Source organism: uncultured Slackia sp., from assembly GCF_959608125.1.
Lineage (GTDB): Bacteria > Actinomycetota > Coriobacteriia > Coriobacteriales > Eggerthellaceae > Slackia.
Window position 1 is genome coordinate 15,859 of record NZ_CAUHPG010000001.1, and the last position, 26,177, is coordinate 42,035.

The 26,177-nt window shown below is 63.9% G+C and carries 25 protein-coding genes; 1 reads left to right on the top strand and 24 read right to left on the bottom strand.

The annotated features are described in order from the left end of the window. Positions 1-134: 134 nt before the first annotated feature. The 4 genes from Q6E04_RS00070 to Q6E04_RS00085 all read right to left on the bottom strand — a co-directional run bounded on the left by Q6E04_RS00070 (position 135) and on the right by Q6E04_RS00085 (position 5,238). Positions 135-1,481: an AI-2E family transporter gene (locus Q6E04_RS00070; RefSeq protein ID WP_303248805.1), complete on the bottom strand. Its 1,347-nt coding sequence runs from the start codon at positions 1,479-1,481 to the stop codon at positions 135-137. A 4-nt stretch (positions 1,482-1,485) separates the two neighbouring features. Continuing rightward, positions 1,486-2,067 carry a DUF948 domain-containing protein gene (locus Q6E04_RS00075; protein ID WP_303248806.1) on the bottom strand — a complete coding sequence of 194 codons (582 nt, stop codon included), beginning with the start codon at positions 2,065-2,067 and terminating at the stop codon, positions 1,486-1,488. Positions 2,068-2,113: 46 nt separating this feature from the next. Further along, complete coding sequence (locus tag Q6E04_RS00080; RefSeq protein ID WP_303248807.1) at positions 2,114-3,448, bottom strand: replication-associated recombination protein A; 1,335 nt, start codon at positions 3,446-3,448, stop codon at positions 2,114-2,116. A 113-nt stretch (positions 3,449-3,561) separates the two neighbouring features. Then, the gene (locus tag Q6E04_RS00085) at positions 3,562-5,238 is read right to left on the bottom strand and encodes an AarF/ABC1/UbiB kinase family protein (RefSeq protein WP_303248808.1); all 1,677 of its coding nucleotides are present in this window, start codon (positions 5,236-5,238) and stop codon (positions 3,562-3,564) included. A gap of 583 nt (positions 5,239-5,821) precedes the next feature. Here Q6E04_RS00085 and Q6E04_RS00090 point away from each other — a divergent pair. Next, positions 5,822-6,406, top strand: coding sequence for a GNAT family N-acetyltransferase (locus tag Q6E04_RS00090; RefSeq protein WP_303248809.1), 585 nt, complete (start codon positions 5,822-5,824; stop codon positions 6,404-6,406). 139 nt (positions 6,407-6,545) lie between these two features. Here Q6E04_RS00090 and Q6E04_RS00095 read toward each other — a convergent pair whose 3' ends face one another. From Q6E04_RS00095 to Q6E04_RS00190, 20 genes are all read right to left on the bottom strand, one after another. Beyond that, positions 6,546-7,907 (bottom strand): folylpolyglutamate synthase/dihydrofolate synthase family protein, encoded by a 1,362-nt coding sequence (locus Q6E04_RS00095; RefSeq protein WP_303248810.1) that lies wholly within the window; start codon positions 7,905-7,907, stop codon positions 6,546-6,548. A 144-nt stretch (positions 7,908-8,051) separates the two neighbouring features. Then, positions 8,052-10,322, bottom strand: coding sequence for an acetyl-CoA carboxylase, carboxyltransferase subunit beta (gene accD / locus Q6E04_RS00100; protein ID WP_303248811.1), 2,271 nt, complete (start codon positions 10,320-10,322; stop codon positions 8,052-8,054). 9 nt (positions 10,323-10,331) lie between these two features. Further along, a complete protein-coding gene (fabZ, locus tag Q6E04_RS00105) occupies positions 10,332-10,769 on the bottom strand; it encodes a 3-hydroxyacyl-ACP dehydratase FabZ (RefSeq protein ID WP_303248812.1) in 438 nt (145 codons plus the stop codon). Between the two features lie 169 nt (positions 10,770-10,938). After that, positions 10,939-12,204: a beta-ketoacyl-ACP synthase II gene (gene fabF, locus Q6E04_RS00110; protein ID WP_303248813.1), complete on the bottom strand. Its 1,266-nt coding sequence runs from the start codon at positions 12,202-12,204 to the stop codon at positions 10,939-10,941. Then, complete coding sequence (gene fabG / locus Q6E04_RS00115; RefSeq protein ID WP_303248814.1) at positions 12,201-12,962, bottom strand: 3-oxoacyl-[acyl-carrier-protein] reductase; 762 nt, start codon at positions 12,960-12,962, stop codon at positions 12,201-12,203. The genes fabF and fabG overlap by 4 nt, the downstream gene beginning before the upstream one ends. Before the next feature lie 11 nt (positions 12,963-12,973). Then, the gene (locus Q6E04_RS00120; protein ID WP_303248815.1) at positions 12,974-13,903 is read right to left on the bottom strand and encodes an ACP S-malonyltransferase; all 930 of its coding nucleotides are present in this window, start codon (positions 13,901-13,903) and stop codon (positions 12,974-12,976) included. Beyond that, positions 13,896-14,864, bottom strand: a complete 969-nt coding sequence (locus tag Q6E04_RS00125; protein WP_303248816.1) for a nitronate monooxygenase — start codon at positions 14,862-14,864, stop codon at positions 13,896-13,898. Before Q6E04_RS00125 ends, Q6E04_RS00120 begins: the two co-directional genes overlap by 8 nt. Before the next feature lie 9 nt (positions 14,865-14,873). Beyond that, positions 14,874-15,095 carry an acyl carrier protein gene (locus Q6E04_RS00130; RefSeq protein ID WP_303248817.1) on the bottom strand — a complete coding sequence of 74 codons (222 nt, stop codon included), beginning with the start codon at positions 15,093-15,095 and terminating at the stop codon, positions 14,874-14,876. Between the two features lie 84 nt (positions 15,096-15,179). Beyond that, positions 15,180-15,632 (bottom strand): MarR family winged helix-turn-helix transcriptional regulator, encoded by a 453-nt coding sequence (locus tag Q6E04_RS00135; RefSeq protein ID WP_303248818.1) that lies wholly within the window; start codon positions 15,630-15,632, stop codon positions 15,180-15,182. Positions 15,633-15,652: 20 nt separating this feature from the next. Then, positions 15,653-16,513 carry a DegV family protein gene (locus Q6E04_RS00140; protein WP_303248819.1) on the bottom strand — a complete coding sequence of 287 codons (861 nt, stop codon included), beginning with the start codon at positions 16,511-16,513 and terminating at the stop codon, positions 15,653-15,655. Between the two features lie 164 nt (positions 16,514-16,677). Then, positions 16,678-17,289, bottom strand: a complete 612-nt coding sequence (locus Q6E04_RS00145) for a uracil-DNA glycosylase (protein ID WP_303248820.1) — start codon at positions 17,287-17,289, stop codon at positions 16,678-16,680. After that, the gene (gene alr, locus Q6E04_RS00150; RefSeq protein WP_303248821.1) at positions 17,286-18,569 is read right to left on the bottom strand and encodes an alanine racemase; all 1,284 of its coding nucleotides are present in this window, start codon (positions 18,567-18,569) and stop codon (positions 17,286-17,288) included. Before alr ends, Q6E04_RS00145 begins: the two co-directional genes overlap by 4 nt. 48 nt (positions 18,570-18,617) lie before the next feature. Then, positions 18,618-19,439 (bottom strand): UTP--glucose-1-phosphate uridylyltransferase, encoded by an 822-nt coding sequence (locus tag Q6E04_RS00155; RefSeq protein ID WP_303248822.1) that lies wholly within the window; start codon positions 19,437-19,439, stop codon positions 18,618-18,620. Between the two features lie 255 nt (positions 19,440-19,694). After that, the gene (locus Q6E04_RS00160; RefSeq protein WP_123197767.1) at positions 19,695-19,874 is read right to left on the bottom strand and encodes a hypothetical protein; all 180 of its coding nucleotides are present in this window, start codon (positions 19,872-19,874) and stop codon (positions 19,695-19,697) included. Between the two features lie 2 nt (positions 19,875-19,876). Further along, the gene (gene ccsA / locus Q6E04_RS00165) at positions 19,877-20,644 is read right to left on the bottom strand and encodes a cytochrome c biogenesis protein (protein ID WP_123197768.1); all 768 of its coding nucleotides are present in this window, start codon (positions 20,642-20,644) and stop codon (positions 19,877-19,879) included. Between the two features lie 113 nt (positions 20,645-20,757). After that, entirely contained in the window at positions 20,758-21,483 is a 726-nt protein-coding gene (locus Q6E04_RS00170) for a heme exporter protein CcmB (protein WP_303248823.1), read from the bottom strand. Then, on the bottom strand, positions 21,483-22,196 hold the full coding sequence (locus Q6E04_RS00175; RefSeq protein ID WP_303248824.1) for an ABC transporter ATP-binding protein: 714 nt from the start codon (positions 22,194-22,196) through the stop codon (positions 21,483-21,485). Before Q6E04_RS00175 ends, Q6E04_RS00170 begins: the two co-directional genes overlap by 1 nt. Positions 22,197-22,245: 49 nt before the next feature. Further along, on the bottom strand, positions 22,246-24,417 hold the full coding sequence (locus Q6E04_RS00180; RefSeq protein ID WP_303248825.1) for a heme lyase CcmF/NrfE family subunit: 2,172 nt from the start codon (positions 24,415-24,417) through the stop codon (positions 22,246-22,248). 6 nt (positions 24,418-24,423) lie between these two features. After that, on the bottom strand, positions 24,424-25,101 hold the full coding sequence (locus Q6E04_RS00185; RefSeq protein ID WP_303248826.1) for a cytochrome c maturation protein CcmE: 678 nt from the start codon (positions 25,099-25,101) through the stop codon (positions 24,424-24,426). A gap of 206 nt (positions 25,102-25,307) precedes the next feature. Then, positions 25,308-26,054 carry a cytochrome c3 family protein gene (locus tag Q6E04_RS00190; protein ID WP_303248827.1) on the bottom strand — a complete coding sequence of 249 codons (747 nt, stop codon included), beginning with the start codon at positions 26,052-26,054 and terminating at the stop codon, positions 25,308-25,310. Positions 26,055-26,177 lie beyond the last annotated feature (123 nt).

Genomic DNA, 26,177 nt, shown 5'->3' on the forward strand with positions numbered 1-26,177 from the left:
TTGAACAGCGAAATAATAGCCAAAATGCAGGCCGCGCGCGAACGGCAGCGGCCTGCATTCCCCTCAATTTACGGATTATTCGGAAATAATACGCGGCGCGGCCGAAAATTCGAGTCGCGAAAAGCACGAACGCCTTAGCGCTTTTCGTCTTCGCGCTTATCCGAAGAGCCCGAAGAAGACCCGCCCCCGCCGCGCAAACGGGCGACGATCGACGACGGAGCGAGGCGCGAGGACGATTTCGGACGGGCGGGCGCGACGGCGTCTGCCACGGCATCGGGCAGGCTCTCATCGGAGGCAAGGCGCGTGGGCGTTCCCTTGAAGAACACGCCGTCCTCGGAAACCACCTGGCGACCCGTGCGTTTCTCGTAGTAGAAGACGAATACCGACTTGGCGATGGCGGCGAACGGGATGGAAAGCAGCATGCCCACCACGCTGCCGATCAGGCCCGCCATGGCGCCGCCCACCGCGCTGCCTACGAACAGCGCCACGATGACGAGCGCCGGATGCACATCCACCGAATCAGACATGATTTTCGGCGAGATGAACGTGTAGACGAACTGCTGCACGAAAATGGTGAGCACGAGCGCCAGCACGGCCGCCCAAGGACTCACGAACAGGCCGACCACCGCGGCTGCCGCGCCGCCGATCCACGGACCGACCACCGGAATGATGTTCATGACGCCCGTGATCAGGCCGAGCGCCGCGGCATTGGGAATGCCGATGGCCCAGAAGCCTGCGCCGCACACCAGGCCGATCAGGAAGCATTGGATGAGCGTCGCCTTGATGTAGCCGCCCATCACGCGCGTGAACGTGAGATGCAGCATCTCGGCTTCTTGCGTACGGCTTTCGGGAACGAGACGCTTCGCCTCGCGGCCGATCGCGGGAAGCTCCATAAGGATCCAGAACGCCACGACCAGCGCGAAGCCGATCACCATGGCCGAGTTGACGATGCCCGTGCCGAAGCCGAGCACGCCGTCGGCCGAAAGGCGCGCCGTGGCCGAGGCCCACGACGTGAGCGCCTCGGCGGCCGAATTGAGCCAATCGCGCACCGACTCGTTCTGCAAAACGGCGGCGTACTGCTCATAGAGGCGATTCGCCCAGTCGATCACGCCCTGCACGTAACCGGGAAGGCCTGCCAGCATATCGGAGAACTGTTCGGCTATGCCGGATGCAGGCGAGAACATGACGCCCAGAAGAATGCCGAGCACCACGGCCGTCCCCGCATACGAAAGAGCGGTTCCGAAGACGCGCGGAATGCCGAGGCTCTCGAGCTTGCCCACGGGGCCGCGAAGGCACAAGACGATGACCATCGTCCACGCCAGAATGGCCACGGGCATGGCGAGCACATCGAGCACGAAGCCCAGGACGTAGAGCACCACGGCCGCGCCGACGAGCATCCATACCTGATAAAAATGACGGCGCGCATCGTCGGTACGGTGCGCGCCTGCGTCTTTCGCTTGGGAATCGCGATTCTCCTGCAAGGGATTACTCCTCCTTGGAAGCGTACGTGAAATAGTTTTCGCCGGAACCTTCGGGCGCCTCGGTGCCGGCATGCTTGACGGCGGCGCCGGAAGCGGCGTCGTCCTGGGGGCCTGCGGCGATCGACGACGCCTTGGAAGCTTCGGCAGAGGCCGCGAGCGAAGCGGATTCGTCGGAAGCCTTGCGGGCCGCAAAGGCGTCGCGCAGTTTTTCCGTAGCGCTTTCGACCAGCTTGAGCGGCGTGTTGGCCACGGTATCGACGGCGCTGGCGGCGCTTGCCGTGGTTTCGGCGATCCTATCGACGTTTTCGAGGATGCCGTCGAGGCGCATGATTTCGAGGTTCGCCGCATCGACTGCCAGCGAAACACGCTCGACGAGCGGATCGACCTTGTCGACGGCGGGCTTGATGCTGTCGGTTATCTCCTGGACATCTTTGAGAATGGGGGTGATCTGCGCCTCCATGGTCTCGACCGTGGTGCGGGTGCGACGAAGGAACTGAATGGCCTCCACCAAGAACCAGATCAGAACCGCGCCCACGCCGACGAAGACGAGCGGAAGCACGACCTCGGAAATGATTGACGTATCCATAATCCATCTCCCTTGATATATCGGGTCTTGCCGAACCTGAAGTGTATCACTGATCGCGACGGGCCCGATCGCGACGGACCGCTTCTACACGATAGTGTTCCCAACCGTTTTCGCTGGGGTGGTAGAAGCAGCCGCGCTCGAGGCCTTCGGGCAGATAGCGCTGGTCGACCCAGTGCCCGGGATAATCGTGCGGATAGCGGTACCGCCCGTAGTCTTCGGAGCCAGGACGATGCCTGTCGCGAAGATAGCTGGGCACGTCGCGGCGCGGCCCGCGGCGCACCTCGGCCAGGGCGGCGTCGATACCCGCCTCGGCCGCGTTGCTCTTCGGAGCGAGCGCCATGTAGGTGACCGCCTGGGCCAGATTGATACGGCATTCGGGCAGGCCGATCACCTCCACCGCACGAAACGCCGCTTCGGCTACCAAGAGAGCCTGGGGGTCGGCATTGCCGATGTCTTCGCTTGCCAGGATGAAGATGCGGCGCGCGATGAATTTGGGGTCTTCGCCGCCGTCGATCATGCGTGCGAGCCAATACAGCGCGGCGTCGGGATCGCTTCCGCGCATCGATTTGATGAACGCGCTGATCACGTCGTAGTGCATGTCTTTGTTCTTGTCGTACGGCAACGATCGATGCGGGGTGGCGAGCTCGACCATATCGGCCGTAATCGCGAACGGGAGCTGCGCTTGACCGCCCGACGACGCCTGCTCGCGCGCCAGACCCGCCGACAGCTCGAGCGTGGTGAGCGCGTTGCGCGCATCGCCGCCCGCAAGGTTCACGATCGAGTCGAGCGCATCGGGGTCGAGCGCGAATTCGCCCTTGAGGCCGCGCTCGTCGTCGAGCGCACGCTCGACGATCGAAACGATGTCTTCATCGGAAAGCGAGCGCAGCTCGATGACGCGCGAACGAGAGATGAGCGCGGAATTCACTTCGAAATAAGGATTTTCGGTAGTTGCGCCGATCAGGATGACCGTGCGGTCTTCGACCGCGTGGAGCAGCGCGTCTTGCTGGCTGCGATTGAAGCGATGGATCTCGTCGACGAACAGGATGGTGCGCATGCCGTTGACCAGCAAGCGCTTTTCAGCGGCGGCGATTTCGCGACGCAGGTCGGACACGGTGCCGCCGATGGCCGACACCTCGACGAAGGCCGCGCGCGTGCTTTCGGCCACGATGTGCGCGATGCTCGTCTTGCCCGTTCCGGCAGGACCGAACAGGATGGCCGACGACAGCGTGTCCGACTTGATCGCCGCGAACAACCAGCTGCCCGGGCCGACCGCATGCTGCTGGCCCGCCAACTCGTCCAACGTGCGCGGGCGCATACGCACGGCAAGCGGCGCGGCCGCGAATTTCGCTGCGTTTTCTATTTCGGTGAAAAGGGTGTCCATACGATGCGCTCCCGCGTTCCAGGTTCAAGAAACGGCGCCATGCGGACGCCGCTTCGCTTGCTCTGTCTCCATTATATAAGAACACCTGTTCGGTTACGAGGGATGCTGCGCGGCTAGCAGCCCTTGCGGATCTTATAGATGATGTAGAGACTCAGCACCGCCGCGCCGAAATACCCCAAGAAGCCGATGATCGGCACGCCGAACAGCTGCGGCTGCATATCCGTGGAATAGATCATGGACGATCCGATGAACAGGCCCGCCGTGATGATCGCCAGGCTGAGGCGGTCGACGATATGCCCGAGCTTTTCCATGGGCTGGTTGGCTTCGGCCAGATCGAACCCCAGCTTGAGCCGGCCTTTTTCGGCCATGTCGAGCACATTCACCACACGCCCGGGAATTTCGACGGCCTTATCGGCCGCAGCCACCGCCGCCATGGTGCGCGTTTCCACTTCCTTGACGGGGTCGAAGCGCTTCGTTCCGCGCTGCTTGATATAGGTTTCGACCACCTTGAGGATGCTGATTTCGGGCGTCAGCGACAAAAGCGTTCCCTGCAGCGACGCCAGACCGCGCACCAGCATGACGAAGCTGCGCGGCATGATCACATTGGCCGTGTCCAGAATCGACATGATGTCGTTGAGCAGCGCCGCGATGTCCATCGAGTAGGCGTCTTCGGCGGCGTAGCGGTTCACGAGCGTGGTGAGTTCCTGCAAAAGCCTGCCGTAATCGAGCTTCTTGCCCGGCGCGTCGCTCACCCTTCCCCATTCGATGAACAGGTCGGTCAGCGCATGGCCGTCTTTGAACACCATGGCCTTCATCATGTCGAAGAACAGGCCTCGTTCATGCGGAGACAGCTCGCCCATCATGCCGCAGTCGATCCAGACCACTTCGCCGCGGTCCTTCTTGCCCTCGGCGCGCTCCTCTTCGGTAAGCGCCGGGCGCACGATCACGTTGGCGGCATGCGGATCGGCGTGGAAAAAACCCGTGTCCACCATCTGATGCATATAGGAATTCGCCAGACGGTCGCCGATATCGCGCAGGTTGTAGCCGGCCTTCTTCAGCTCGTCCACATGCTCGAGCGAGATGCCTTCGACGAACTCCATGACGAGCACCGTTTCGTCGGAATAGCCGGGATAGACCGCGGGGGACGAAACGCCTTTCTCGCCGCGCACGCCGCGGGCGAAACGCAGGAGATTGTCACGCTCTACCGTGAAGTCGATTTCTTCGCGCACCGTACGGTCGAATTCATCGATCACGGTGACGATATCGACGCCTGCCAATACCGTCGAACCGGTCAGATTCAGCAGGTCGGCAGCGCGGCGCATGAGCTGGATGTCGCGCTGCATGTCTTCTTTGACGTGGTCGCGCCTGACCTTTACCGCGACCGCGGCGCCGTTTTCGACGAGATGCGCCTTGTATACCTGGGCGATCGAGGCCGACCCGAGCGGCTCTTCGTCGAAATCGGAGAACACGCTCATGCAATCGTCGCCATAGATTGCCTTGAGCCGTTCGACCACGTGTTCGAACGGCTCGGGCGTGGTAGAGCTGCGCAGCGTCTGCAGCGCGTTGCAGTATTCCTGAGGAAGCATATCCGAGCGCGAGGAAAGGATCTGGCCCAACTTGATGAACGTGGGGCCGAGCTCTTCGAGCAGCGTGACGAGCTTTTCCGGGGTCAGGCCGCGCGATACCTCGGTGCGGCGCAGGACTTTCGTGATTTCACGCAGACGGGCGGCCGACGTGGTGTCTTTCAAGCCGTCGCGAACGAGCTGCACGAAATTCTTCGCACGTGCCATGAACATCCCCTCCCCCTGATACGCGACTTCGCACGGCCACATTGTAGCGCAGGGCCTTAAGCCGCCCGCGAATGACACCGCTTTGTATACAGACGGAAACGACGAAGATGCGATGCGCGGCAGGCAGCAGGACCCGCAATCCGGTTTTCATGTCAAGGGGTATCTTTCACGATTGCGTCGTATATACTCGAGCCAAGCCTTGCTTCCGAAGCCGTCATTTTGCGATGGACCGATGCATTACTTCAGGGAGCTCTAGATTACGCGTGAATACAGGGATTCGCGTCTGTCGACACGAAAGCTTTGCAGCACGTTGCGAGCACCCACCTTGTCTAGGTGGGTTCATCCTTAGGCCGGGGGCGAGGCTTCTTCACGTCTTTTTCCTTCGCGTAAACACGCTCCCTCTTCCTTCGAAAAACTCCGCTTCCCATGCCGTCATGCCGGTTTTGGGTGTAAAATGCGCTGCACTATCAAGCATTTCAGCTGTATTTCACCTGTTCGCGCATATCGACCGACCGCCTCGAGGACCGAGGCGCGCTTCGCGATTCCACAACGCCGACAGACAGAGGCTTTCGAAAGGAGCACTATGAACGAACCCGTGTACACGTACCGTCTTGCCACCACCGACGACGCCGAGGCTTTGCAGGCGATCTATGCGCCGTACGTGGACACGTCCATTACGTTCGAATGCACCTGTCCCGACGTCGACGAATTCCGCAAGCGCATCGAAGAGCGCATCTGCCTGTATCCCTACATCGTGTGCGAGGAAGACGGCGTGCCCGTAGGCTATGCCTACGCGAGCCGCCTGTTCACGCGCGAGGCCTATGCCTGGGCCGTCGAGCTTTCGGTCTACCTGTCCAAAGACTGCCGCGGCCGCGGACTGGGCCGCGCGCTGTACGACCGCCTGCTCACGCTGCTCGAGATGCAGGGCGTGCGCAGCGCCCACGGCAAGGTGACCGAGCCCAACGAGAAAAGCGACAAGCTGCACCTGGCCATGGGCTTTCGTCTGGTGGGCGTCATGGACAACGTGGGCTTCAAACTGGGCCAGTGGCGCGATGTGGCGCACTACGAAAAGCTCCTGGGCGATTTCGACCGCGCTCCCAAACCCGTCGTCCCGATCCATCAGCTCGATCCCGAAAAGGTGGCGGCCGTTCTGGAAGGCCGCGCTTAGAACCGAGCCCCGACAGCATGCACGAAGGCCGCTCGCGCAATCACGCGGGCGGCCTTTTTCGTGCGCGGGGTTCGCACCCCGATACGCGAACCGCCCGGCCTGCCAAGCGCGGACCGGGCGGCATGATGCATGGAAGCGCCTATCGAGCGGCGGCGCGTTTGTCGTCTTCGATCGCCGCCATGATTTCCTGGATGGAATACAGCGATCCGAAGCAGCAGGCCACGCCGTCTTCGCCCGCAGCGGCGCGGGCGGCGAGCGCCGCTTCGCGCGGCGTGGAGCAGGCGACGGCCTGCGGGGCCGCCATGCAGGTGGAAAAATCGCCGGCGCGTTCGTCGGCCGCGGCGCGGATGGCTTCGGCCAAATCGTCGGCCGCCAGAGCGCGTTCGTTGTCGGGCGGCTCGAAGCAATAGAAGGCGCGCGCGAGGGGCAGCACGTCTTCGATCATGGCGCGATAGTTCTTATCGCGCAGCACGCTCATGGCGAACACCACGCCGCCTTCGGGGAAGTACGTGCGCAGCGAAGACGCCAACGCGGCGGCCCCCTGCTCGTTGTGGCCGCCGTCGACGATCGTCACGGGGTGTTCGTCGACCACCTCGAAGCGCCCCTGCCAATGCGCCGCCGCCAGGCCGCGCCTGATGGCGTCGTCGGAAATGGCGAAGCCGCGCGTGCGCAGCACCTTGGCCGCCTCCACGGCCACCGCGGCGTTGCCGGGCTGGTAGACGCCCGCCATACGCAGCGAAACGTCGCGGATGTCTCCGTAGGAAAACACCTGATGTAGGCCTTCAGCATGCGATTCGACCGCCGAGAAGTCGGGATAGGTCAGCGGGGCGCCGGCGGCGTGGGCGGCCTGCTCGATCACGCGACGCGCGTCTTCAGGCTGGCGATGCGACACCACAGGAATGCCCGGCTTGATGATGCCGGCCTTTTCGTACGCGATCTTTTCGACCGTGTCGCCCAACACATGCGTGTGGTCGAGCGAGATGGGCGCGATCGCACAGACCTCGGGCGTGACCACGTTCGTGGAATCGAGCCTGCCGCCCAGGCCCACCTCGAGCACCACGGCACCGCAGCCCTGCTGCGCGAAATGAAGCAACGCAGCCGCCGTGATCAACTCGAACGCGGTGGGCTGTTCATCCATTGTCAGCGCCTGTTCGCGCACGTCGGCCGCCACCTCCAGCAGATCTTCGTCGGAAATGTCGCGACGATCGACCTGAATGCGTTCGTTGAAGCGCAGGATATAGGGCGACGTGAACAAACCCGTCTTATAGCCCGCCTCCTGCAGGATGGACGCGATGAAGGCGCAGGTCGAACCCTTGCCGTTCGTACCTGCCACATGCACGATCTTCAGGCGGTCCTGCGGACGGCCGAGGCGCTCGAGCAGCTCCTCGGTACGATGCAGCCCCAGGCGCACGTCGCGCCAGGCACCCTGCTGGAGATATTCCTTGGGATCGAAATCGTAGCGGCCGTCCGATTTCGAAGGCGCCGCGTTATTTTCTGCCATCTATCGCTCCCCTCGCGCGCACGCTTCGGCGGCGCGTCGCTTCTGTTCGTTACGAGGCCGAACCTCGCGGCTCGGCCTGCGTATTATAGGGCGATACGACCACGGCCGCGGCAATATGCGCAAAACCGCCAGGCGGCGCGATTTCTAGAATGCGGCGAAACGCCTCTGCCTGCGATTCACCAGCTCGGCCCCATCGAGCACGCACAGTTCGTCGAGCTTGCGTTCGACGTAGCGGCGCACGGCATCGGCCGCGAGCACCGGGTTCTCGCTCGCGGTGCCCTCGCCTTCCTCGAGCACCGTGTCCACGATCCCCATCTCGAAGATCTCGTAGGCGTTCATGCGCATGGCCGCCGCGGCCTCGGGGGCACGCGAGCGGTCCTTCCACAGAATCGAGGCGAATCCCTCGGGCGACAGCACCGAATACACCGCGTGCTCCTGCATGGCCACCGCATCGGAAAGCGCGAGCGCGAGCGCGCCGCCCGAGCCGCCTTCGCCCACGATGACCGTCACCACAGGCACGGGCAAGCCCGCCAGGCATGCCAGGTTCTCGGCGATGGCATTGCCCTGGCCGCGCTCTTCGGCCTCCTTGCCGCAAAACGCGCCCTGCGTGTCTACCAGGCAAACCACCGGCAAGCCGAAGCGCCGTGCAAGATCCATGGCCCGCATGCTCTTGCGATAGCCTTCGGGCTGCGGACAGCCGAAATTACGCCGGACGCGCTCGTCGAGCGTGGCGCCTTTCTCTTGCGCGATGATCACGGCGGCGCGGCCCGATACCCATCCGATGCCCGCGACCACCGCCGCATCGTCGGAAAACGCACGGTCGCCGTGCAGTTCGATAAATCCGTCCACCATGAACGACAGGTAGTGCAACGCCGTGGGACGATGCGTGTCGCGCGCAGCCTGGACGCTGCGCCACGCCGGATTGGCAGACGCATCCGTCGCAGCGCGGGCGTGCGCCGCCGTGCGCGATGCAGGAGCCAGGATACGATGCGCACGCAGCGAGGCGCGGACCGAATCCCACGCCTCGACGGACGGCGCGACGGCGGTGCCGCGCTCCTCCATGACGCGCAGTTCATGGGCCGAGGGCGCCTCCTGCAACGCGCGGGCCAGCGCATCGGGGCCCGTCACGGAACACGGCGCTCCCTTCGCGCCCGCCCCCAGAAGCGCCAGCAGCGCAGCCACCGTGCAGCGCAGCGACGCGCGGTCGACTACCGCGTCGATCAGGCCGTGTTCGAGGGCGAACTCGGCCGTCTGGAATCCGTCGGGCAGCGTTTCGCCCGTGGTGTCCTGGATCACGCGGCGGCCGGCGAAGCCCACGAGCGCTCCCGGTTCGGCGAACACCACGTCGCCCTGCATGGCGAACGACGCGGTCACGCCGCCCGTCGTGGGGTCGGTGACCGCCGACAGGTACGCCAGACCCGCATCAGTATGGCGGCGGATGGCGCAGGATACCTTCGCCATCTGCATGAGCGAGACCAGGCCTTCCTGCATGCGCGCGCCGCCCGATGCGCAGAAAATCACAAGCGGCAGGCCCTCGCCGGTGGCGCGGTCGGCCGCACGGGCGATGCGCTCGCCCACCACGCGGCCCATCGACCCCATGAAAAACGTCGAATCCATCACGCAGACCACGGCGGGCATGCCTGCGATGCGGCCGCGCGCGCACGACACCGCCTCGGACAGGCGCGTCTTCAGGCGCGTGGAAGCGAGCTTTTCGGCGTAGCCTGGAAAATCGAGCGGGTCTCCGCCTTCGTCGATATCGTCGATCGACTCGACCGTCCCCGCGTCGAACAGCAGGTCGAAGCGCTGGCGCGACGTCATGCGGAAATGCAGGCCGCAGCGCGGGCACGTCTCCTGCGCCGCGAACACCGCATGGGCCGCGAAGATGCCGCCGCACGCAGGACAACGGCGCCACGACTGCTCGTCCACCGGACGCACGAGGCCGATGGCGCACGCGCACGAGCGCCAGGCGGCGGTCATGCCGCCGAACGCGCCTGCGATCACGCGCTCGGCATCGACCGCATACACCCCGAGACCTTCGCCGCGCGCCATGCCCACGAAGTCGACATCGCCGGCGAGCGGCGAATCGACCAGAAGCACCAGATCGGCGCCGGCCGACTGAGCGGCCGCCAAGACCAGGTAGGCGTCGTCGAACGCGCCGCCATCGGCCCGCTCGCCGATGCTCACGCACTGCTCGGCCAGCGACAGGCGCGGGCTTGCGGCCATATCCTGCGTGTAGGCGACCGCCGTGCGCAGGCCCACCGACCGGACCGCCGCGGGAACCTCGTCGAACGCATGGCGGCCGTCCACGACCAGCGCGCACGAGAACCCTTTGCGCGCAAGCTCGAACAGGCTCTCGCACGCGGGACCGCCCTCGACGTTCGGCATCACTATGTAATCGGACTTTTTCCGACGCATCGAAACTCCTTAGGCCATCACGTATTTCTGCACCGCCGTCGCGGCCGGCCGGTCGTCGACGCGCGCCTCCACTTCGGCGACGCACATGCGCGAGGACGACTTCACGATGCGCGCCTCGAGGCGCAGCGTGTCGCCCGGACGCACCTGGCGGCGGAACTTCGCCTTGTCGATGCCCGTCAGGAAACCGACCTTGCCGCAGTCGTCGCCCGCCAGCAGCACGCAGCACGAAGCCGCTTGGGCGAGCGCCTCCATCACGATGACGCCCGGCAGCACGGGGTGTTCGGGGAAATGCCCTGCGAACAGCGGCAACGCAGGGTCGACGTCGAATTCGGCCACGATATGGACGCCGGGTTCGCACGACAGGATGCGGCTCACCCAGACGAAGGGGTCGCGATGCGGCAGGATGGCCAGCACCGCGTCGCGGCCGGCGGGATACGTCAGTTCCATGAAAGACCTTCTTCCTTGGTCGAAACATCGCGCGCGAAACCCTCGCAAGCAAGGTCGCGCACCGTGAGAAGCGAACGCGAGCGTCCGACAGGCGCCGCAAGGGAAACGCCGTCTGTCGGACGCTCGCGGCCCGCGCGCCGCCGCGCGAAGCGGCGGCGACGGCTGCGGGCTAGCCTTCGAAGGGAGCCAGGGCGAGCGAAGCGTTATGACCGCCGAAGCCGAGCGAGTTGCTCAGCGCCACAGCCTGCCGCCCCGTGGGTAGCGGCGCGCCCATCACCACATTGACCGGGCAGGCCGGATCGACTTCGCGGGTGCCCGCGGTCGGCGGCACCGTGCCGCGCACCGCCGACAAGGCGCACACGATCGCCTCGATAGCGCCCGCCGCGCCCATCATGTGGCCGACGGTCCCTTTCACCGAGGTGACCGGCAGCTGCGCATCGGCGCCCCATAGCGCCGCGACGGCCGCCGCCTCCATAGCATCGTTGGCCTTCGTGGACGTGCCGTGAGCGTTGAGATGCCCCACGTCGCCCGGTTCGAAACCGGCCTCGTCAAGCGCCATGCGCATCGCGCGGACGGCGCCTTCGCCGCTCGGTTCGGGAGCCGTCATGTGATAGGCATCGCCCGTGGAACCGAACCCTGCGACCTCGGCGATGATGCGCGCGCCGCGCGCGATCGCGTGCTCGAACGATTCCAGCACGAGCGCGCCCGCTCCCTCGCCCGGCACGAAGCCGCTGCGGTTCGCATCGAACGGCATGGCCGACGCGTCGGGATCGTCGGAGGTGCACAGCGCGCCCAGGTTGCCGAAACCTGCCAGGCACACCGGCGAGATGGATTCCTCGCTGCCGCCCGCAAGCGCCGCATCGGCGTAGCCGTGACGAACCAAGCGGTAGGCCTCGCCTATGCAATGCGCGCCGGTAGCGCAGGCCGTGACGATGCTCAGGCAATCGCCCTTCATGCCGTAGCGGATCGACAGGTTGCCCGCCGCCATGTTCTCGATCATCGTGGGGATGAACAGGGGGCTCACCTTCTTGGGCCCGCGCTCGTGCAGAGCCTTGCAGCCCGCCTCGAACTCGAACAGGCCGCCGATGCCGCTTCCCCACACACAAGCCACACGCGTGGGGTCTTCCTCGTGCATCGAAAGACCGCTGCTTGCCATGGCTTCGTCGGCGGCTATGATCGCATACTGAACGAACGGGGCGAATCGACGCGCCTCCTTCTTCGTCAGGCCGCATGCCTGAGCGTCGAACGAGGGGATTTCGGCCGCCAGGGTTGCCGGGTAGCCCTGCGTGTCGAAGCGCGTGATCGGCGCGATGCAGCGGCGACCTTCGTTCACTGCCTCCATCAGCGCGTCCACGCCGACGCCTGCGGGCGAGAGCGCCCCGACGCCGGTGATGGCGACGCGATGCGTGCCGTCGGGCTTTCTGGTATCCGTCATAGCGACATTCCTCCGTCCACGCCGATGACCTGGCCGGTCACATAGCTAGCTTCCTCGCCCGCAAGAAACGCCACCACGGCGGCCACCTCTTCGGGCCTCCCCATGCGCCTGGACGCCACGCGCTCGAGCGCCGCCTCCTTCGCGCGATTGCTCATGGCATCGGTCATATCGGTCTCCACGAGGCCGGGTGCCACGGCGTTCACGGTCACGTTGCGCGAGGCGATCTCCATGGCAAGCGAACGAGTCAGGCCGATGACGCCCGCTTTCGAAGCCGCATAGTTGGCCTGGCCCGCGTTGCCGCGCACGCCGACGATGCTGCTCATGTTGACGATGCGCCCGAAGCGGGCCTTCGCCATGCGCCCCACCGCTGCGCGGCAGCAGTTATACGTGCCTTTGAGATTCACGGCGAGCACGCGGTCGAAGTCGTCCTCCTTCATGCGCATCATCAGGCTGTCCTTGGTCACGCCCGCGTTGTTCACCAGCACGTCCACGCCGCCGAAGCGCTCGACGGCGCCCGCGATGAGGGCCTCGGCCTGCTCCGACGACGAGACGTCGGCACGGGCCGCATACGCCTGCACGCCGTATTCGCGCGCCAGCTCGCACGCAAGAGCCTCGGCGGCCGCCCGGCTCGACGCGCTCGCATAGTTCACGGCGACGTCCATGCCCGCTTCCGCGAGGCTGCGCGCCACGGCGGCGCCGATGCCGCGCGACGCCCCCGTCACCACGGCATGGCGACGGACGGTTTGCATCTGTGTCATTGGGGTCCCTTTCACTGACGAGCCGCGTCGCGCTGCGCTGCGAGCGCGCGGGCATCGTCGGTCGATTCGATGCGGAAACGGGCCGCTTCCTTATGCGTCCTGCGCACGAGCCCGCACAGCACGGCCCCGCTTCCGCATTCGGCGTAGGCGTCCACGCCCGCCTCTCGCAAAGCGGCGACGCTGCGGTCGAACAGCACGGGCGAAGTCACCTGGAGAATCATGTGATCGGCTGCTTCGGCGGCACGAAGAGGGCGCGCGTCGACGTTGCAGATCAAAGGGATGCGCGGCTCGTCGAAGCGCATGCCCTCGAGAAACGATGCAAGCGCATCGGCGGCGGGCCGCATGAGCGGGCTGTGGAACGCGCCCGCCACGGCCAGCATGCTCGCGCGGCGGCCGGGTCCGCGCCACGCCTCGGCCGCCCGAACGACCGCATCGCGTTCACCCGAGACCACGATCTGGCCGGGCGCATTGTAGTTGGCGGCCACCAGCACGGCGCCGCGGGATGCGTCTTCGATCAAGGCACGGACCGATTCGTCGTCGGCCCCCATGAGCGCGCACATGGCACCTGGGGTCGCGGCGGCGGCTTCGGCCATGGCATGCGCACGGACGGCGCACAGCGAGAACGTATCTTCAAGCGACAGCATGCCCGCCACATTGAGCGCGGCGACCTGGCCGAGCGAAAAGCCCGCCGTCGCATCGGCCGCAACGCCTTCGGCCTCCAAAGCACGCGCGGCGGCGATAGAGGCGGCGCACAGGGCGGGCTGCACCTTCAGCGCATCGGCCAGGGCGGCTTCGTCGCCGCAGGCCGCGCGCACGTCGAAACCGCACACGTCCGATGCGGCCTCGAACACTTCGTCCAGTTCGGGACGGCCCGAAAACGCCGCGGCCATGCCGGGTTTTTGGGAACCCTGCCCGCTGCACAGGATGGCAAGTCTACCCACGAGCCTCGCCCCCTTCGCGTAACGCCGCAACCGCCCGCGCGCTCGCATCGCCCGCGGCGAAGCCTGCGGAAAGCTCGCGCACTGCATCTGCCGCGCAGCCGCGCGCCTTCACCAGGCCCGCCGCCTGACCCGCCATGAACGAGCCGCCCTCGGCGTCGCCTTCGACGGCGCGGCGAAGCGAACCCGCATACATGCCTTCCAGCTCCGTCGCGTCGGCTGCCGTTCGCTCAAGCGCCTTCATCGATCGCGACCAGGGGTTTTTCAAGCCGCGCACGGGGTGTCCGGTCGCGCGGCCGGTCACGATGGTGTCGGAATCCCTGGCGCGCAGCACCTTGTCCTTATAGATTTCGGACACGTTGCATTCCTCCACCGTAAGAAACCTCGTGCCCGCCTGCACGCCTTCGGCGCCCAGGACGCGTGCGGCCGCAGCCGTGCGCGCATCGCCGATGCCGCCCGCCGCGATCACCGGGATGCTCACCGCGTCGCAGACCTGCGGCACGAGCGCCATGGTGGTCGTCTCGCCGATATGGCCTCCCGCCTCGCAGCCCTCGGCCACCACGGCGTCGGCGCCCAGGCGTTCCATACGAGCCGCCATGGCCGCCTGGGCCACCACCGGCACCACCTTCACGCCGACGTCTTTCCAACGTTCGATGAAGCGGGAAGGACTGCCCGCACCCGTCGTGATCACGTCCACATGCAGGCGCGCCAGAAGGTCGGCGACGCGTTCGACGTCGGGATTCATCATCATCACGTTGGCGCCCACGGGAGCGTCCGGCGCCAGCGAGCGAGCGATCGAGATCTGCTCCTCGATCCACGACAAGGGCGCGGCGCCGCAGGCCACGATGCCCAGGCCGCCCGCGGCCGAAACCGCCCCTGCGAGCCTGCCGTCGGCCACCCACGCCATGCCGCCCTGAACCACCGGATGCTCGATCCCGAAAAGCTCGGTCACACGCGTATTCATGCGATACGCCTAACGCAGAGACTCGATGTAGTCGACCAGGCCGCCCACGGTGGCAAGGCCGTCGGGCTCGCCGAACTCGATGTCGCAGCGATCTTCCAGGTCGCACACCAGCTCGACCATGTCGAGCGAGTCGACGCCGAGCGTCTCGAACGTGGACTCGGCCGTCACGTCGGCGGGATCGATGTCCAGGTTGTCCTGCAGAACGGATTTCACGATTTCGATGGTCTCCATTTTTAATTCGCCTTTCTGATTGTTTGATAGTCTTAGCTTTTTTATGCCGAAAAGAAGCGGGGCGAACCCCGCATCGATTCCTTGTTAGTCGCCAGGCTCTTCGAAGAAGTCCTTGACCTTGGTCAGCGCCCTGACAAGCACCGCTTCCTCTTCCTCGGTCAGATCGGCGAAAGCCGCATCGACCATTTCCTTATGGAAGAGCTCGTGCACGCGATAGGCCTGCCTGCCCTCCTTGGTCAACGACACCAGCACCTGACGGCGGTCCGCATCGCTGCGCGAGCGTTCGGCGAAACCCTTGGTCACGAGCTTTCCTACCGCAGTAGTGCACGTGGCGAGCGTCACGTCGAGCCGTGCCGCGATGACGTTCATCGGGCTCGACCCATGAAGGCCGATCGCATGGATCGTATGCACTTCGGATATAGTGAGCCCCTCGGTCAGACGGTTGCGCACGACGTTTTCCTCGACGCGCAGAATGCTGTTGAACGTCTCCACCAGCAGATCGTTCACATGGCGGCGACGCTGCGCTGTCTCCGTCATAGAAATCCCCCTTTCGTGCCTTACCCCACGCGCGGCGCCATGGCGACGCCCCAAGCCCCCAAGCCCAGATGAGTCGCGATCGTGGCGCCGCATATATCGGCATGCACGCTTGCGACCTCGGCGTTCGACGCCTCGATGGCAGCCGCGAGCTTTTCGGCCGCAGCGGCGTTGCGCACATGGGTGTAGCGAACGTCAAGCGGACCGTTCTGTGCAGCGCTCTCTTCGAGAACCTCGATGCAGCGCGCGATCGCGCCTTTCGAGCCGCGGGCCTTGTCGAAGAATACCACGCTTCCCGTCTCGTCGATCGTCAGCAAGGCGCGCACATTGAGCATGCCCATCTTGTCGGCCGTCTCCTTCGGGAGCCTGCCGCCGCGCACAAGCGAGTCGAGCGTTTCGGGGATCAGCAAGATTTTGGTGTTCGCGCACGCCTCGCCCACGAGGCGTTCAAGCTCGTCGATATCGTCGACCCCCGCATCGCGCAAACGGCATGCCTGATCGACCGCGATGCCGAGCGCCGAAGCCGCCAGCCTCGTGTCGATCACGCGCACATCGATCGGAGCCTGCGACGCCGCGATCGACGCCGACTGCACCGTACCCGAAAGCTTCGAACCGATATGCATGCAAAGCGCCGCATCGTAACCGCGTGCGGCCAAATCGTCGAAAAGCTCGGAGAATGCGCCGGGCGAAGGCTGCGAGGTGGTGGGCAGGCCGGAGTCCGCGTTTTCAAGCAAGTCGCAGAATCCGTCGGACGAAAGCTCCACCTGATCGAGAAGCGACTTGTCGCCGAAGCCGATGCTCAGGGGGACCATGGACACGTCGCGCGCGGCGTAATCGGCGAAAGGCCAGTCGCACGTCGAGTCGGTGACAAGGGCGATTTTCATAATGGGTTCCTTTCTCGCAAGGACAGCGAAGCGAAAGTATACCTCTTTTAGTTTGATTATCAAATTATTTTATAGACTAATTTGTTCGCGACGATAAAAAACGCACGGCCGACCGCAGTCGACCGTGCGTCCATATCGCATATGGCCTGGGGTTATCGTTCGTTTTAACGCGATGCCTTCAAACGCTCGCCCAGCGCCGTGAAATCGGCTTGGAGCGCATCGCGCTTGCTGCGATCGTAGATAGCGGCGGCCGGATGGAATACCGGATACACGGTGAAGCGGCCCGCCATGACGGGCTTTCCGTGCAGCCCCGTGATGCCGCGCTCTGTTTTCAGGATGAACTTCGTGGCGAAGTTGCCCATGGTGACCAGATATTCGGGACCGATCGCGCGTACTTGGTCGCGCAGAAACGGCGTGCAGAGCTGGATTTCGTCAGGACGAGGATTGCGATTCGAAGGCGGACGGCATTTGAGCACGTTCGCGATGAACACGTCTTCCCTCGTCAAGCCCGCATAGCCCAGCAGCTCGGTAAGATACTTGCCCGCAGCCCCCACGAAAGGACGGCCCTGCAGGTCCTCGTTCTTGCCGGGAGCTTCGCCGATCAGCATGACGCGTGCTTCAGGGTTGCCGAAACCCGGCACCACGTTCACCCGCCCTTCGCACAGCTCGCATTTGCGGCATGCGGCGATCTGGTCGGCGATATCGGCCAGCAGCAGCTCCGATGACTCGCCTTCTTGCGGGACTATCGTGGCGAAATGTTCGCTGATAACGGTCATCGCAGATACACCTTCGGCATTCGCAGGGACAAAGCGCAGCACAGCTCATGAGGAATGGTTCCCACCGCGTCGCAGAGGTCTTCGATCGATACGGCGGCGCCGTTCTGGGCGCCCACCAGCAGCACCTCGTCGCCGACATGGGGGTCGAGCCTGCGATGCGTGCCATGGCTGCGCAGGTCGACTTCGAACATGCATTGGTCCATGCAGATGTTGCCCACCTGACGACATAGATGGCCCGCATAGACCACCGAGGTGCGGCTCGACAACGCGCGCGGATAGCCGTCGGCATAACCCACGGGAATCGCGCAGATCTTCACGCTGCCCGTGCTGCGATAGTTCATGCCGTAGCTGACGCCTTCGCTCATGGGAGGCGTATTCACCGCCGTGATGCGCGCATGCACGCTCATGGCAGGACGCAGGTCGAAGTAGCCGCGTGTTTCGGGACACGGATGGAATCCGTACATGGAAATGCCCAGGCGCGCCATGTCCATATGCGTTTCGGGATAACGCAGAATGGCGGCCGAATTGGCGCAATGCACCAGGCCGGGGTCGATGCCCGCCGCGCGCATGGCCGCCACCGTTTCCTTGAAGCGGCGCAGCTGCATGTTGAAATCGAGCGTTTCGGCGCAGTCGGCCGTGGCGAAATGAGTGAAGGTGCCCATCTGTTCGAGAGCGCGATGGAACGCGATGCTGTGAAGGAACTCGAGCACCTCGTCGAAACGAACGCCGATGCGGTTCATGCCCGTATTGACCGCCAGATGGAACGGAGCGCGCACGCCGATGCGGTCGGCCGTCTCGCCGTAGGCGATCGCGAACTCGGTGGTATAGACCGACGGCATGAGGTCGTGATGCAAAAGCAGCGGAATGGCCGATGCAGGCGGCTCGGAAAGCACCAGGATAGGAGCCTCGATGCCCGCGCGGCGCAGCTGGATGCCCTCGTTCACCGTGGCAACCGCAAGCTGGGCGGCGCCGGCGGAAAGAGCCGTGCGCGCCACCTGGACGGCGCCGTGACCGTAGGCGTTAGCCTTGACCACGGCCATCAGGCGGCAGCCGGGAGACAGGCGGCGCTTGGCAACCTGCACGTTATGGCGGATCGAGGAAAGGTCGATTTCCACCCAGGACCAGCGACGCTCGGGCCCCGTCACGCTCTCGAGCTCTTCGGCGGAAAAGCCAGCCGCAGCAGCAGAAACGCCGCCTCGCGGACGCGCAGGCTGCGCCGTGCTTCTCAGCAGGTCGGAGAAGTCCTGCCCTGCCGCTCCCGAAAATGCATTGAAAGTCACGTTCTTCCCTTCTTCCATCCTATCCGAATGCGCCGCGGGCGCTTCGTCCTACGCCTGAGCGGCCTGTTTGCGCGCGTACAGCGCGTTGTTCGCGGCCAGCCAGCTTTCGACGGTGCCCGTGTCGAAACCGTCCTCCTCGGAAATGACGAGCGCGTACATCTCCTCTTCGCGCAGCACCGCATCGAGCGCGTCGGTGAGCTGGATCTCGCCGCCGACGCCGGGCTGCACGTCCGCGAGAAGCTCCATGACACGCGGGCTCAGCAAATAGCGGCCGAACACCGACAGGTTGGACGGAGCGTCTTCCAGCTTGGGTTTTTCGACCAGGCCGTCGACCTTCCACACGCCTTCTTCGACCTCGGAACCCGCGATGATGCCGAAACGGCTCACCTGGTCGTCGGGAACGGGAAGCACGGCGATCACGGATGCGCCGCCATGGGCTTCGGAGATTTCAAGCATCTTGGGGCAGATGGCGTTATCGGGGACGAGCACGTCGCCCAGCAACACGAAAAACGGCTCGCCCTGGCAGGCGTCGGCCGCGCAGTGGATCGCATGCCCCAGGCCCAGAGGCTCGTCCTGATAGACGTAGGACACATTGAGCTCGCCTGCGTGCTTGACGGCGTCCGCGAAGGCGTCTTTGCCCTTGGCGCGCAGCGTGGCTTCGAGCTCGGGGTCGGGCGTGAAGTGCTTTTCGATCGACTTCTTATCGCGGCTATTGATGATGACCACCTCGTCGGCGCCCGACGCCAGGCCCTCTTCCACCACGTATTGGATGGCGGGACGGTCGACGACCAGCAGCATTTCTTTCGGCTGGGCCTTCGTAGCGGGAAGGAAGCGGGTGCCCATGCCGGCGGCGGGAATCAATGCCTTCATGCGGATATCTCCTGTCTTTCGGCGCGCCTTCGCACGATGCGGCCCGGGAAGCCGCGACGGCCCGAAGGGGCTTTCGCGGCGCTCGACGGACGGCGAAAACGATGTTTTGTATGCATGACGGACAGTATTCTACTATCTGCCCGCAAGCCGCGCCGCCGAACACGGCGAGTTTTCGCCCGGTAACCACGAAACGCCGAAGGCCGCCTTTTTCGTAGGCGGCCTTCGGCGAATACGTTGCGATGCCGATGGACGAGGCTATTTCAGCTCGTCCACATGCTCTTCGAGCGCGGCGAGCTTCTTCTCGGTGCGCTTGAGCTTCGTGGTGATGAAAACGACGTAGCCGCACAGCACCAAGAACAAAAGCGCATAGCCGGCGATCACGAAGGGGGCCGCGTCAAGCACGGTGGAATAGATTTCAGCCAAAACGGGATCCATGGTTAATCCTCCAATTTATCCTGGATACGGGCAAGCGTGTCTTCCATAAGCTGCGTGCGCAGACGCAAGCGGTACAAACCGAACGCAATCAGCATGAAGCCGAAAAGCGACAGCAAAAGCGGCAAAAGCATTTCGGGAGAAAGGCCCGAATCGGTGCGGAAGATCACCGGATGCACGCTCGAGGGAATCAGGCGCGTGATCAGAAAGCAAATCGGCACGTCGATGAAGATCAGGATGCCGAACACGCTCGAATACACGGCGCGGCGCTCGGTATCTTCGACGGCGTTGCGCAGGATGAAGTAGCCGAAGATCATGAGCATCAGAATGAAGTACGTCGTCAGACGCGGCTCCCACGTCCACCATACGCCCCACTCGAAGCGGGTCCACATCTCGCCCGTGACCATGGTGCACAGCACGAAAATCAACGACACCTCGGTGGCGAGACGAGCGCGCACATCGTAGCAATAGCGTTTGGTCATCAGGAAACGAATGCTGTAATACGCGGTGAACACGAGTGCGGTGAAGCTGACCATGGCCACCGGCATATGCCAGTAGAAGATCTTCTGGGAAAGCAGGAGCTTATTGCCCACCAGCGTTCCGCCGATCAATGCGGGTTCGCTGACCGTGGCGCCGTTGACGAGCGGGGCCACGGTGAAGTTCACCACGAAGCCGATCGTCGCCAGAATAGCGCCGATGGCGATCGCCCACGGCGCTATGGCGTCGAGACGTCCGCCCACACGCGGCTCGCCGGCCGTTTTTTCATTGGCCATCCGACAAATCCTTTCATCCATGCCGTTCGCGAACGGCTACTGACGCTTTTCAAGGCGCGGCCCATCGCATGAACCGCGTCGCATGCCGCAAGGAGAACCCCCGCGAATCCGACCTATGCCGAAACCACGAAGTCGTAGAGCACCCATGACAGCAGAATCATCACCACATCGTATCCGCCCGCGAGAGCCATGGACGTGGTGAAGGTTTCCATGAATCCGTCGGAGCCGCACATCACGACCGTCGTGGCCGACACGCATGCCCATAAAAGCGGAAACATCAGAGGAATGAACAGCACCGCAAGCATCACGTCCTTGCCGCGCGTGTTCATCGTGATCGTGGAAAGCATGGTGCCTACGCCCGCGATGCCGACCGTGCCTGCGAGCAGAGGCACGAACATGAGCGGCCACGAAGGCGCAGCGCCCACTTGGCCAAGGAAGAAAAAGAAGAACAGCGGCACGGTGACCGCCGTGACCACGAGCAGAAACACCAGATTGGCCGTGGCCTTCGCCAAAAAAATCACCGAGCGGTCCATGGGCACCAGCAAGATTCCCTCGAGGCATCCCTGCTCCTTTTCGTGCGAGAAGGAGCGATTGAGCCCCAGCAGGCTCGTGAACAAAACGACCGCCCACAGAAGGCCGCCCGCCATCTGCAGCACGTCGAGCTCGCTTCCCGCCTGCGCCAGCGCGGCGCCGTACACCACCAGAACCAGCAGCGCGTACAGGCCCATGGAGGTGAGCATGTCTTTGGTGTGCAGCTCCTGGGAAAGGTCCTTCTTCAGCAGCGCGACATAATGCGCCCAGGTAGACGGCTTCTTCATAGCCGGCTTCGTCTGCGTCATCAGGCCACCCCCATTCCGACGGTATCGCGATAAAGCTGTTTGAACTCTTCGAAATCGAGCTCTTCCTTCGGAGCGAACGCCACCACGCGGCCGCGCGCCAACACGAGCGCATGCGTACAGGCCTCGAAGCCCTTCTGCAGGTCGTGGCTCACCATGACGAACGTGCGGCCTTCGCGCAGGCTGTCGAGCAGCGTGTCGAAGATTTCGACCGCATGGGGGTCGAGACCCGCGTACGGCTCGTCGAGGAACACCACGTCGGGATCGTTGATCAGGGCGCGGGCGATCGAGAGGCGCTGCGTCATGCCGCGCGAGAACGTACGCACCATGTCGAAGCGGCGATGGTCCAGCTCGACCGCGCGCAGCAGCTCGCGAACGCGCTCTTCGGGATCGCAGATACCGTAAAGGCGCGCGACGAACATGAGGTTTTCCATAGCCGTCAGATCCGGATAGAGCATGGAATTGTGCGAAATGAGCCCGATGTGCTCACGCACCTTATCGGGGTCTTCTTTCGCATCGGCGCCCATGATGCGAATGGAGCCCGACGTAGGTCGGGCCAAGGTTGAAAGCGTGCGAAGCAACGTGGTCTTGCCGGCGCCGTTCGGACCGAAGATGGAGAGGAAAGCCCCCTCAGGCAACGCGAACGTCACCTTGTCGAGGGCCTTTCTGTCTCCGAAGACTTTCGTCAGCTTGCGTATGTCGAGAGCATCTGCCATACATGCCTTCTTCTGAAAACGAAGCGCCTGCGAACAAGCGCTTGCCGTGCTACGCGTTATCTACGTCGCGGTGCTCGCGACGGCGACCGAGCAGCGCGATCGCTGTGCCGGCCATCAGCAGGCCGAAACCGACCCAGGCAAAGCTTACCAGCGGATTGACGCGCACGTCCATAGACAGGTCGCCCGCCTGGTTGACGCCGCGATAGACGACGAACAGGTCCTCGGTGGGCAGGCTGATGACCGATGCATTGAGCTTGGTCTGCTGCGTGGAGGAAACCAGCTGAACCGACGGAGACACGTGGCCGACGAACGACCCGTCCTCGGTGTCGAACACGTCGAACTCGACCTGGTAGATCACGTCGTCGCCATTGGCCATGGTCTCGACGCTGTTGCTGGTATAGCGCAGTTCGTAATTCTGAATCACGAAGCTTTCGGCCGTATCGTTCTCCTCGTCGAAGGCGATATAGCCCGTCTTCTCGGTGACATACATCGACGAACCGATCAGGCCCACCAAGATGATCGACATGGCGAAGTGGGCGATGTAGCCGCCGTATTTCGCCGAATTGGCGCCGAGCATGCCGAAGAAGGCGACCACAGGGTTTTTGCCCGTGGCCTTGCCGCGCTTGGATGCGGCGCGGGCGATCATGAACAACGTATTGAAGAACAGCAGGCTGGCCACGGCAAAGCCGACCACGGCAAGGCCGTTGTAGTACCACACGGGACCCTGAGCGAGCAGATCGTCGGCGGCGGCGATGGCGGCCTGGGAAGCGCCTTCGGCGGCACCGGCCTGGATGATCGCGTCATAGGCGGGATACAGCGTGGTGACGAAGTACGCCATCAGCGCGACGAAAAGCACCGCTGCGCAAATCGCAGGAACCTTGGCAAGGCGCAGGAATTCGCCTCGGTCGGTCTTGTTCCACGCAAGCAGCGGGCACACGGCGATGATCAGGCAGTAGACGATGCCGAGCGGACGCGCGATCGCGTCGTAGGTGCCGGCGGACAGGGCCTGGCCGCCGAACGGAAGGAAGCTGGGCAGCGCGCTTGCCACCGTGAGGTAGGCCAGCACCAGCGTGAACACGATCATGATCACGTTGTTGAAGTAGTACGCGGCCGACTTGGAAGCCATGGATTCGATCGTGTCGTCGGACTTGAACGACTTCCAACGGATGAGCAGGCCCACCACGCCCACGAGCACGGCCACCGCGATCAGGCCGCCGAACAGCGTCAACGACACGGGGTCGCCCGCGAAAGCATGGACCGACTGCACGATGCCGGAACGCGTGATGAACGTGCCCACCACCACGAAAGCGAAAGCGAGGGCGGCGCACATGATGCTCCAGCGCTTGAACGCGCCGCGCTGACGATACACCGTGAAGCTATGGACGAGCGCGAGCGCGACCATCCACGAAAGCAGGCTGGCGTTCTCGACCGGGTCCCATGCCCAATAGCCGCCCCAGCCAAGCACGACGTAGGCCCAGATGGCGCCGAGTCCGATGCCGATGCCGAGGAACAGCCACGAGAACATGGCGTAGCGCGTGGCGCGCTCGACCCACTTCGAGCTGGGATCGTTGACGATCAAGGCGGCGATCGCGTAGGCGAACGGAATGGTCAGGCCGGCATAGCCGATGAACAGCGTAGGCGGATGAATGGCCTGCGCCCAATGCTCGAGCAACGGGCTCATGCCGAGAGCGGATGCCATGGGGGTCAGGTTGCCTTCGGCATCGATATAGGGAGCGCCCGTGGCGATGAAGGGCATATTGCTCTCAGAGAACAGGCAGACCGCGACGAAGGCCGTAAGAACGAGGTCGGACACGAACAGGGCCATGCAATCGAGCGGCTCGAGCTTCTTCATGGCGCGCATCGCGACGACCGCGTTGAAAATCGAGATGAGCCACGCCCAGAAAAGCAGCGAGCCCTCTCGGCCGGCCCACAAGCCGCTGAAGCGATAGAGCACGCCCAGAATGCCGTCGGCATCGGAATGCTCCATGAGCACGTACTCGATCGACATGTCGCCGGTCATGAAGCAATACACGAGGATGCCGCAGCACACCGTGAGGGCGGCGGCGGTCAGAATAGAGGCGACGCATCCGCCCCACGATGCAGTGGAGGCTGCGCCCTGCTTGCCCATCTTGCGAAGAATCTGGCCCGCCAACAGGCAGACGACAGACACCGCAACGCCTGCGAAGGCGACGACGAGGGCTATCAATCCGAAGGTCGACATAAACGCTTATCCTTCCTGCGCGACGTCGGTCGCGACAAACGATCCGGAGGCGGACAAAGATCCCGTGATGACGACCGAGGTTCCGTCGACGATGCCGTCGGCCAGCGCGCCGTCGAATTCGACGGGGACCTGAACGGAGGCGTCCGTGCCGTCGGCCAGCACGAAGCGGGGCTCGCCGGAACCAGCCGCAGTCAGAGTGCCCTCGACCACCGTGCCGGTCAGCTTGACCGTGGTGTCGACGATGCTGTCGCCGTACTCGAGCATGCGGGAGACCGTCAAGGCATCGGTCGCGCTCTCATACTTGGACGGGCACTTCGTCACCAATTCGCTTGCCACCAACTCAACGCCGTTCGACGTGCTCAGACGGCCCGTACAGATAGCCGTGACGCCGTTTCCGAACGTGGAGGACGCAGCCCCCTCGTAGCGGACGCGCAACGTCTGGGATTCATCGCCTTCGGGATCGAAGATATCGAAGGTGAGCACATTGTCTTCGGTGGCAAAAGAATTATCGACCACATTGCCGGAAACCTGGATACGATCGGAGTCGTAGGACCCGCTCAGCGCTTCGGCGACCGATATCGTTTTAGCGGCGCCGCCGCTGCCGACGACAGCCAGCACGATCGCCAGGACGACGACGATCACGCCGGTCACCACGATGAGCCTGCGTTTGGTTTTCGTGTTCATTTCCCTGCTCCTTGTGACGCGAAGTCGGAATTTTCGGGGTCTATGCCCAGCATACGATTATCCAACAAAAGGGCCCGTCCAACGGGCGGGCCCTTTCGTGTTACACATCTCCTGGGAAAAGTACGCCTGGCGACGTATGCGTTCCCCTCGACGGCGTCTCACCATGCGAAGCATGCACCGTCAGCGCACTCGCAAAGCTCGAAAGCTTACAGCGTAGCGAGCTTCTTGGCCTGGGAGGTGCTCAGCCAACCGTCGGGAACGACGGCGCTGCTGTGGCACTGGGTGCAATAGTTGACGGACTGGCTGTGAGCCTTGTGGCACTGGCTGCAAGCATACTCGCCATGCTGAGCCTTATGCGGGTTGTACTCCTTGTCGAGGGACTCGGTAGCAGCCTCGAGGTCGGCGCGAGAGGTGATCTCGGTGCCGTCGTCGGTGACATGGTGGCAGCCGGAGTTCAGGCAGAACTCGTCCTCGGCGATGCCGCGGGCCTCGACCAGATCGGAAAGCTCGCGCTCTTCGAGGATGGTCTGGCCGACCTTGTTGTCGCCGGCGACCTCGTAGTTGCCGGTGATCCAATGCATGCCTTCGGTGATCTGCTCGCCCATGGTGGGAACGTGGCAGCCGAGGCAGTTGGTGGTGTCGCCCTCGGTAGTGGTGGCATGGGCATAAGCCATCATGGCCTTCTTGTCAGCTTCTTCGGTCAGCTCATTGCCGTACTTGTCGTGGCTGCCGTCGATGTAGGTTTCGACGTATGCATCCATCGGAGTATGGCAGATGGCATTGCAGAAGCTAGGCTGCTCATGCCACACGAAGAAGCCCGCGCCCGCGGCAACGAGCACCACGGCGACGACGCCCACGACGATAGGCCACTTCTTCTTGCCCTGCTTAGCCTGCTTGGCATCCTTGGCGGGTTCTTCGGTCGCAACGACGTCGGTCTTGGTTTCCTCAGCCATGGATACCCCCTTTCTCAATGTTCCTTTTCTTCCTCCGTATCCCGTGTACGATCTGGAGGGGATGCGAAGGAGCCGTGAGAAAAGCTCAGGTGCGCAACCATGGGTAAACCGTAGGCGAGATAC

Coding starts and splice junctions, on each gene's coding strand:
- Q6E04_RS00080 (WP_303248807.1), bottom strand. CDS start 3,448: ATGGACACCCTTTTCACCGAAATAGAAAACGCAGCGAAATTCGCGGCC.
- Q6E04_RS00170 (WP_303248823.1), bottom strand. CDS start 21,483: ATGACGCAGACGAAGCCGGCTATGAAGAAGCCGTCTACCTGGGCGCAT.
- fabG (WP_303248814.1), bottom strand. CDS start 12,962: ATGACACAGATGCAAACCGTCCGTCGCCATGCCGTGGTGACGGGGGCG.
- Q6E04_RS00130 (WP_303248817.1), bottom strand. CDS start 15,095: ATGGAGACCATCGAAATCGTGAAATCCGTTCTGCAGGACAACCTGGAC.
- fabF (WP_303248813.1), bottom strand. CDS start 12,204: ATGACGGATACCAGAAAGCCCGACGGCACGCATCGCGTCGCCATCACC.
- accD (WP_303248811.1), bottom strand. CDS start 10,322: ATGCGTCGGAAAAAGTCCGATTACATAGTGATGCCGAACGTCGAGGGC.
- Q6E04_RS00075 (WP_303248806.1), bottom strand. CDS start 2,067: ATGGATACGTCAATCATTTCCGAGGTCGTGCTTCCGCTCGTCTTCGTC.
- Q6E04_RS00135 (WP_303248818.1), bottom strand. CDS start 15,632: ATGACGGAGACAGCGCAGCGTCGCCGCCATGTGAACGATCTGCTGGTG.
- Q6E04_RS00085 (WP_303248808.1), bottom strand. CDS start 5,238: ATGGCACGTGCGAAGAATTTCGTGCAGCTCGTTCGCGACGGCTTGAAA.
- Q6E04_RS00125 (WP_303248816.1), bottom strand. CDS start 14,864: ATGAATACGCGTGTGACCGAGCTTTTCGGGATCGAGCATCCGGTGGTT.
- Q6E04_RS00145 (WP_303248820.1), bottom strand. CDS start 17,289: ATGACCGTTATCAGCGAACATTTCGCCACGATAGTCCCGCAAGAAGGC.
- Q6E04_RS00160 (WP_123197767.1), bottom strand. CDS start 19,874: ATGGATCCCGTTTTGGCTGAAATCTATTCCACCGTGCTTGACGCGGCC.
- Q6E04_RS00185 (WP_303248826.1), bottom strand. CDS start 25,101: ATGAACACGAAAACCAAACGCAGGCTCATCGTGGTGACCGGCGTGATC.
- Q6E04_RS00175 (WP_303248824.1), bottom strand. CDS start 22,196: ATGGCAGATGCTCTCGACATACGCAAGCTGACGAAAGTCTTCGGAGAC.
- ccsA (WP_123197768.1), bottom strand. CDS start 20,644: ATGGCCAATGAAAAAACGGCCGGCGAGCCGCGTGTGGGCGGACGTCTC.
- fabZ (WP_303248812.1), bottom strand. CDS start 10,769: ATGGAACTGACGTATCCCGCCGGCCGCGACGCGGTGCTGGCCATCCTG.
- Q6E04_RS00140 (WP_303248819.1), bottom strand. CDS start 16,513: ATGAAAATCGCCCTTGTCACCGACTCGACGTGCGACTGGCCTTTCGCC.
- Q6E04_RS00180 (WP_303248825.1), bottom strand. CDS start 24,417: ATGTCGACCTTCGGATTGATAGCCCTCGTCGTCGCCTTCGCAGGCGTT.
- Q6E04_RS00155 (WP_303248822.1), bottom strand. CDS start 19,439: ATGAAGGCATTGATTCCCGCCGCCGGCATGGGCACCCGCTTCCTTCCC.
- Q6E04_RS00095 (WP_303248810.1), bottom strand. CDS start 7,907: ATGGCAGAAAATAACGCGGCGCCTTCGAAATCGGACGGCCGCTACGAT.
- Q6E04_RS00190 (WP_303248827.1), bottom strand. CDS start 26,054: ATGGCTGAGGAAACCAAGACCGACGTCGTTGCGACCGAAGAACCCGCC.
- Q6E04_RS00090 (WP_303248809.1), top strand. CDS start 5,822: ATGAACGAACCCGTGTACACGTACCGTCTTGCCACCACCGACGACGCC.